Below are 6,599 nucleotides of genomic sequence, written 5' to 3'. Positions count from 1 at the left end.
GCTCAGGATTATGTGGCCGGAACCGGTTCCAGCGGCGCTCCCACCAGCGGAAACACCCAACCAGCCACATAACCCAGCCGTCCACGTAATGCCGGTTATGTGGAATTCCACATAAGCGGCACACCGCAGCCATGCGGCTACTGACCGCCGGAATCGACAGCAGCGTCATCGCGCTCTGGCTCGGTCACGAGAGCATCGAAACCACGCAGATCTATCTGCATGCGAACATGAAAACCAAGGAGGACGCTCTCGCCAGAACCAGACCCACAGGAACCAAGACGGGGCGCTACACGGTCGTCGACGACACCCTCCTGGCGTTCCTGCAAAGCCTCTGAGTTATGCCGAGGTATCCACCGCAGGAACCCCGCGGCAGCAGCCCGCACCCACCGACATCGGCATAACCAGGACATCGGCATAAAACGCGTTATGCCGACGTCGGCATAACGCGTTCCACCTGGTCAAGCTCGGCAACGACATGCTCACCGAAGTCCGGCAACGGCTCACCCAGCAGGTCCATGGCCGGCGGGGACGCTCCATCGACCCGGTCTGGGCCAACCGCCGGCTGCTCCTGCGCGGCGGCGACACACTCTCGGCCCGGGCACGGAAAAAGCTCAGCACCGTGTTCACCACCGACGACGCCACCGGGAAGCTGCAGGCTGCCTGGCTGGTCAAAGAGCAGCTCCGGGCACTGCTCGCCACCGGCTCTCTTGCCGACGCGGCCGCGGCGAAAGACCGCCTGCAGGGACTGGTCGAACGAGCCGCGCAGCCGGAAACGAACCGGCTCTGGCGCACGATCTGCCGGTGGTGGAAGGAAGTCGAAGTCCTCATCGTCACCGGTGCGACCACGGCGAAAGTAGAAGCAAACAACACAGCCATCAAACACATCAAACGAACAGGCCGGGGATTCACCAACCCGGACAACTACAAAACGCGTATCCTGTTGCGCAGTGCCGCCAGAACAGCGGCATGAACATCCATCACGGCAGAACAATCACCACGAACCGTGAAGAGCCTCGTACCCTGGCTTGGCGCACCGTAGGTCGTGGACTATTGGGAGAGGCTGTAGAAGGACACTCCGTCGATGACTTCAGGCTGGAAGTTACTTTCGACCCAGTGCACGATACGCGCCGATTCTCCTTGGCCCTCGGAAGCCAAGGGTGGCAGGTTCTGGACTAAGAGCGATCCTATATTGCCGCTGCGGACCATACTCTGGAATTGGTCCAGAGTCGGGAAGGGATCCGTTCCGTCGAATCCACCCACAGGCAGAATTGCCCTGGAGCTGTCCAGTTGGTAGTTCGCGGCAGTCTCCGAGCCGACAGCTGCAGCCGCCCACCGCACGGAGGCGGAGCTCGCTTTGATCCGCTGAACGACCTTTCCGGACGGCACGTCTCCGAACATCACTGCAGTGAAGTTCGGAGGGACGCCTGGCGCCAACTGGGCTCGATCCGGACGATCGGTCCGTATCCCCAAGATGCTTGGCCCAGCGACAACTCCGGCTCCAGCGTGCGGACTCAACACCGTGTTTGCTGACCATATAGCGGGACCCAAGAGGATCGAGATTCCGATCAGCACTCCACCGACCACCTGAACTTGCTTGCTGACAGGTCTAAGCAGGGCGACGGCAATTGCCAAGCCACCCATGATCAACAAAACAAGCGGCAGCCAGGGGAAGTCCAACACGGACCTGGACGCGGAAACGAACGCAATCATCAAAGAGAGAGCCAGTGCAAAGACGGACACGAGGCGGATCAGTCTGTTTGCCAAGTGGCGAATGAGATAGGTTCCTGCAAACGCAGCAAGGCAACTGAGCGACGGCACGGTCGAGATCGCGTAATAGGGATGCACTATGCCCGACATCATAGCCAGGACCGTGGCCGAACAAACAAACCACGTGGCGCACACCACCAAGAAGCAGCGCCGTTCAAGGCTGCCCTGGCGGCGAACAAGAAACACTATGGTGACGCCGAGTCCGGCAATGGCGAGCGGAAGAAACCACCCGAACTGACCGGAAAATTGCGGTTGCAGGAAGCGCGTTATCCCGGGGTCAAGTTTCACGTCCAGCGCTGCTGTTGCACCCGACATCGTGCGGCTGGCGTCCTCGCCGGTCAGCCGATCCAGCCCGTTGTATCCCAGCGTTAGTTCCCAGATGCTGTTGGACCTGGAGCCGCCTATGAAAGGCCTCCGGGCAGGATCAGCCGTCTGGGCGATGATGAACCACCAACCCGATGTCACGATTGCAGCGAGCAGCCCGGCACCGAGGTGGAGCAACTTGACATACGCGGGGAACCTTGCGAAAAGAACGTACGCCAATGCGATCGCCGGCAGGATGAGGGCGACTTGGAGCTGTTTCGTGAGAAACCCGACACCGATCAGGGCTCCTGCTGCGAGCAGCCAACGCAATTTGCCACGGTCGATTGATTCGAGAGTGGCGTAGGCGGCCCCAATCAACAAGAGAGTCAGCAGGGCATCCGGATTGTTGTACCGGAACATAACGGTCGCCACGGGGGTAACCGCGAAGAAAAGCCCCGCGAGCAGGCCGGTTGCGGCGTCGGTCCGCTTGTGCACCAGTCGATAAAGCAAATAGACGCTGAGTACTCCCATCAGCGCCTGCGGGAGGAGGATGCTCCATGAGTTGAGCCCGAAAATCCGCACGGAGAGGGACATGATCCACAAAGACATCGGTGGCTTGTCTACGGTTATCGCATTGCTGGGATCCGAGGATCCGAAGAAGAAGGCCGTCCAATCTTCTGAGCCGGCCATCGCAGCAGCTGAGTAATATGAGTTGGCCCAGCCGTTGCGATCGAGGCCCCACGTGTAGAGCAGAGCTGTGAGAGTAATGAGTCCAAGGAGCGCCGGACGCTGCCATGACGGATCTTGGCTTGCTCCTCGGAGCAGTGACAGCCAGAAACCTCTTGCCCGTGCGGAGAGTTCCATCACCATGGTCGGAATCCGGTCCTTCCCGGGCGCATAGGGATGTTGTTCCCTCGCGTACCACTATCAAAGGGAATTGTTAGTCGGGGAATTGCTGTTAAAAGAGTAAGTGTGGGCAATGCGAATATCGATGAAGCCAACACCATGGCGGGGGCAATGAGCCAAGGCCACCCTTTTCGCGCACCAATTGTGGTTAGGCTCGCCCCAAGGAAACACCGCATTAGGAACACGCCCCTATGCCTTGAGTAAGTCGTCGCCATTCACCTCGTGCGGCGAACCAGACAAGACCGACACCACTCGTAATCTTGGTGAGCAAAGGAAAAGCCCAAGCTGCTGGCGCCCGTATTCCAACTACCGCCGAAGCCGCAAGCAGGATGAAGATGTTTCCGTTGACCAATTCTGGAACGCTGAGTAAGAAGAGGGGAATCGCCCACTTGAGCTGTAGTGGTTTGAGGAGCCAAACCAGAACAGTCGACTCTAAACACGCCCACAACGCGAAGAAAAGCGGCCAGTCAAGCACGGCGATGGGGCGAATCGCCGCGGCAAAAGCTGGAGAGTAAAGGTACGCATCCAACTCGCCCGCAGTTTTGTCATATGAAAGGGCATCTCGTCCTGCCAGCCAGTATGCATGAGCGTCCAGACCCGGGTTGCCGTTCAATACGGCGAAGAAGATGCCATGCGCCGCGAAATACGGACCGGCGAGCCACACCAAAACGAGAGCGCCTCGCGTTAGCAGAGGAAACTTATTGGCAAAGACGGTCCGCGGAGCAATACGTGGGCTGGTGGCGTCTCCTTCCTCAAGCACGCGCGAGCGGCCTTCGATAACCGCGCTTAGGGCTGTTTGTCCGCGAAGCCGGCTGGACTTGTTGCTCAAATTGCCAGCTGCTTGATGGTGGCCACGCCCCGCCGTTCCTCCGACCGCCGAACCCGGAAAACCCAGATCCGGAGCAGAACGAAGCGGACAAGAGTGGCGAAGATGTTTGCACAGGTCAGGACGAACAGCTCAGTGCTGGGCGATGCGTCCGGGTGAATGGCGTGTAGCAGTAGAAGGGAAGAAGAGGTAATGCCCCAGGCGGCCAAGAAAACCACAAGGCCTTGAAACTGTTGTGTGAACTGCCGCTCGGGTCCGTGGATCCTGAAGGTGAAGCGGCGGTTGGCGGCCGTGTTCGCAATGGCCGTGAGTAACAGGGCCAGGAAATTTCCCTGCTGTGGGCCAAACGGGCCCTGGAACAGCAGATACAGCAAAGCAAAAGCGAGAGTGGAGAACGCGCCGACGATTCCGAAACGCACCACCTGGCCGAAGAAACTTGGACGCGTTGGTGTGGCGATAGGTCCTCGCCCCAGCTCCGCGTATATCGCTTGCAAAGGGATATTTCCCTTCATCATGGAACCGGCGACGCGCACGAGGCCCCTGATATCGTCGACGGCCGTTTGGCGGATATCCACCCTGCTGTCGGGATCGTCGATCCAGTCGACGGGAATCTCGTGGATTCGAAGTCCTGCCCGCTCCGCCAAGATCAACAGCTCGGTGTCGAAGAACCAGCAGTTGTCCTCCACATAAGGAAGCAGGCGATGCGCGACTTCTGCCCTGACAGCCTTAAAACCACACTGGGCATCGGAAAACTGTACCTGCATGGTCCGTTTAAGAATCAGGTTGTAGCTCCGGGAGATGAATTCCCGTTTGGGACCCCTCACCACCCTGGAAGTCCGGCCAAGCCGGGTGCCGATGCTGACATCCGAGTGTCCGGAAAGCAATGGAGCGATGAGCGGCGGCAAAGCCGCCAAATCGGTCGAGAGGTCTACGTCTACATATGCCAGAACTTTGGCTTCTGATGATGTCCAGGCGTCGCGGAGCGCGAATCCCCGCCCTTTAGTCTCGAGGCGCCGATAACTGACATTTGGAACCGCATCAGCGAGCCTTCGCGAAATGGCCCCGGTCGCGTCTGTGCTCGCGTTGTCGGCAATCGTGATTTTCCAGCTGTACAACAATTCCCGAGAAAGGTAGTCGGCAAGCCGGTGAATGCTTCTTTCGAGTATGGCGGACTCGTTGAAAACGGGGACAATTATTTCGAGCGCCAAGCCCCCAGAGCTAGGTGTCATGCGGTAATCGTAGATACTTGTTAAGGGTCATTACTAGAGTGGAGCAGAAAACGCAAGTCAAGTAGTTCCACTCTTGCGCTCGCGCCGCTGAAGGGGTATGGACGGGCCCTCCGGCGCTCGTTCCCTCGACCCCTACAACCGTCGTCTAGACTGGGACGCGATGGCTAGATTATTTGGAACAGATGGCGTGCGTGGTCTCGCCAATGGATTGCTCACCGCGGAGCTTGCTCTTCAGTTGGCCCAAGCTGCCGCAGTGGTCCTCGGCCACGAGCGTGCGGCCAACGGAACGCGGCCCCGCGCCGTGGTCGCCCGGGATCCGCGGGCCAGCGGGGAGTTTATCGCTGCAGCCGTGGAAGCCGGACTTTCGAGCTCCGGCATCGACGTGTACGACGCCGGTGTGCTGCCTACGCCCGCTGCGGCCTACCTCATCGCCGATCTCGATGCCGATTTCGGCGTCATGATCTCGGCCTCGCACAACCCTGCACCGGACAACGGCATCAAGTTCTTTGCCCGCGGCGGCCAGAAGCTCCCCGACGAGGTTGAGGACGCGATCGAGGCCCAGCTCGGCAAGGAACCTTCACGCCCCGTGGCTGGCGACGTCGGCCGCATCCAGCGCTTCTCGGACGCCGAAGACCGTTACATCGTCCACCTGCTCGGCACCCTGCCGCACCGCCTCGAAGGTCTCAAGGTTGTCTTGGACTGCGCCCACGGTGCAGCCAGCGGCTGTTCCCCGCAGGTCTTCGCCAGCGCCGGCGCCGAAGTTGTAGTGATCGGCGCAGAACCCGACGGCCTCAATATCAACGACGGAGTAGGTTCCACGCACCTTGGCCCGCTCAAGGAAGCTGTCGTCAAGCACGGTGCGGACTTCGGCATAGCCCACGACGGCGACGCCGACCGCTGCCTGGCCGTGGACCACGAAGGCAACGAGGTTGACGGCGACCAGATCATGGCGATCCTGGCCCTCGCGCTAAAGAAGTCCGGAAAACTGAAGGACGACGTCCTGGTAGCCACCGTGATGAGCAACCTCGGACTCAAAATCGCATTGCGCGACGCTGGAATCACCCTCCGCGAGACCGCGGTGGGGGACCGATACGTCCTGGAGGCAATGCGCGACGGCGGCTTCAGCCTTGGGGGAGAGCAGTCGGGCCACGTGATCTTCTCCGATTACGCGACCACTGGCGACGGCGTCTTGACCGGTCTGCAGATTGCCGCCCAGGTGGCCGGAACGGGCCGGACCCTCCAAGACCTAGCCCGTGCCATGACCAAGCTGCCGCAGCTCATGATCAACGTGAAGGGCGTGGACAAGTCACGTGCCGCCACGGACGTGGGCGTCGCCGCTGCGGTGGCTGCCGCCGAAGTCGAACTTGGCGACACCGGCCGGGTGCTCCTGCGGCCATCGGGCACCGAAGCGCTGGTGCGCGTGATGGTGGAGGCCGCGGACATGGAAACCGCCACCCGCATATGCACTGAACTGGCCGGCGTCGTCGAAGACCGCCTCGCTATTCCACGCGAACTGGCCCTCTAGGCCCGAACGCAGCGAAGACCAAACAACTGTGGCCCGTCTCCAT

At 60.4% G+C, this 6,599-nt stretch carries 6 protein-coding genes; 3 read left to right on the top strand and 3 right to left on the bottom strand.

The annotated features are described in order from the left end of the window. The first annotated feature begins 104 nt into the window (after positions 1 to 104). On the top strand, positions 105 to 335 hold the full coding sequence (locus ABH924_RS02220; protein ID WP_404496575.1) for a tyrosine-type recombinase/integrase: 231 nt from the start codon (positions 105 to 107) through the stop codon (positions 333 to 335). A 119-nt stretch (positions 336 to 454) separates the two neighbouring features. Then, the gene (locus tag ABH924_RS02215; protein ID WP_404496574.1) at positions 455 to 970 is read left to right on the top strand and encodes a transposase; all 516 of its coding nucleotides are present in this window, start codon (positions 455 to 457) and stop codon (positions 968 to 970) included. A 77-nt stretch (positions 971 to 1,047) separates the two neighbouring features. Here the strand turns inward: ABH924_RS02215 and ABH924_RS02210 are convergent, their stop codons facing one another. From ABH924_RS02210 to ABH924_RS02200, 3 genes are all read right to left on the bottom strand, one after another. Further along, positions 1,048 to 2,940, bottom strand: a complete 1,893-nt coding sequence (locus ABH924_RS02210) for a glycosyltransferase family 39 protein (protein WP_404496539.1) — start codon at positions 2,938 to 2,940, stop codon at positions 1,048 to 1,050. 211 nt (positions 2,941 to 3,151) lie between these two features. Further along, a complete protein-coding gene (locus ABH924_RS02205; protein WP_404496537.1) occupies positions 3,152 to 3,805 on the bottom strand; it encodes a hypothetical protein in 654 nt (217 codons plus the stop codon). Next, positions 3,802 to 5,031 (bottom strand): glycosyltransferase, encoded by a 1,230-nt coding sequence (locus tag ABH924_RS02200; protein ID WP_404496535.1) that lies wholly within the window; start codon positions 5,029 to 5,031, stop codon positions 3,802 to 3,804. Before ABH924_RS02200 ends, ABH924_RS02205 begins: the two co-directional genes overlap by 4 nt. Positions 5,032 to 5,191: 160 nt before the next feature. Between ABH924_RS02200 and glmM the strand changes: the two genes are divergently transcribed. Beyond that, positions 5,192 to 6,556: a phosphoglucosamine mutase gene (glmM, locus tag ABH924_RS02195; RefSeq protein WP_404496533.1), complete on the top strand. Its 1,365-nt coding sequence runs from the start codon at positions 5,192 to 5,194 to the stop codon at positions 6,554 to 6,556. Positions 6,557 to 6,599 lie beyond the last annotated feature (43 nt).

This window comes from Arthrobacter sp. GAS37, assembly GCF_044908325.1.
Lineage (GTDB): Bacteria > Actinomycetota > Actinomycetes > Actinomycetales > Micrococcaceae > Arthrobacter > Arthrobacter ramosus.
The sequence above is the reverse complement of the archived record's forward strand: the minus strand, read 5'-3'. Positions and strand labels throughout refer to the sequence as shown.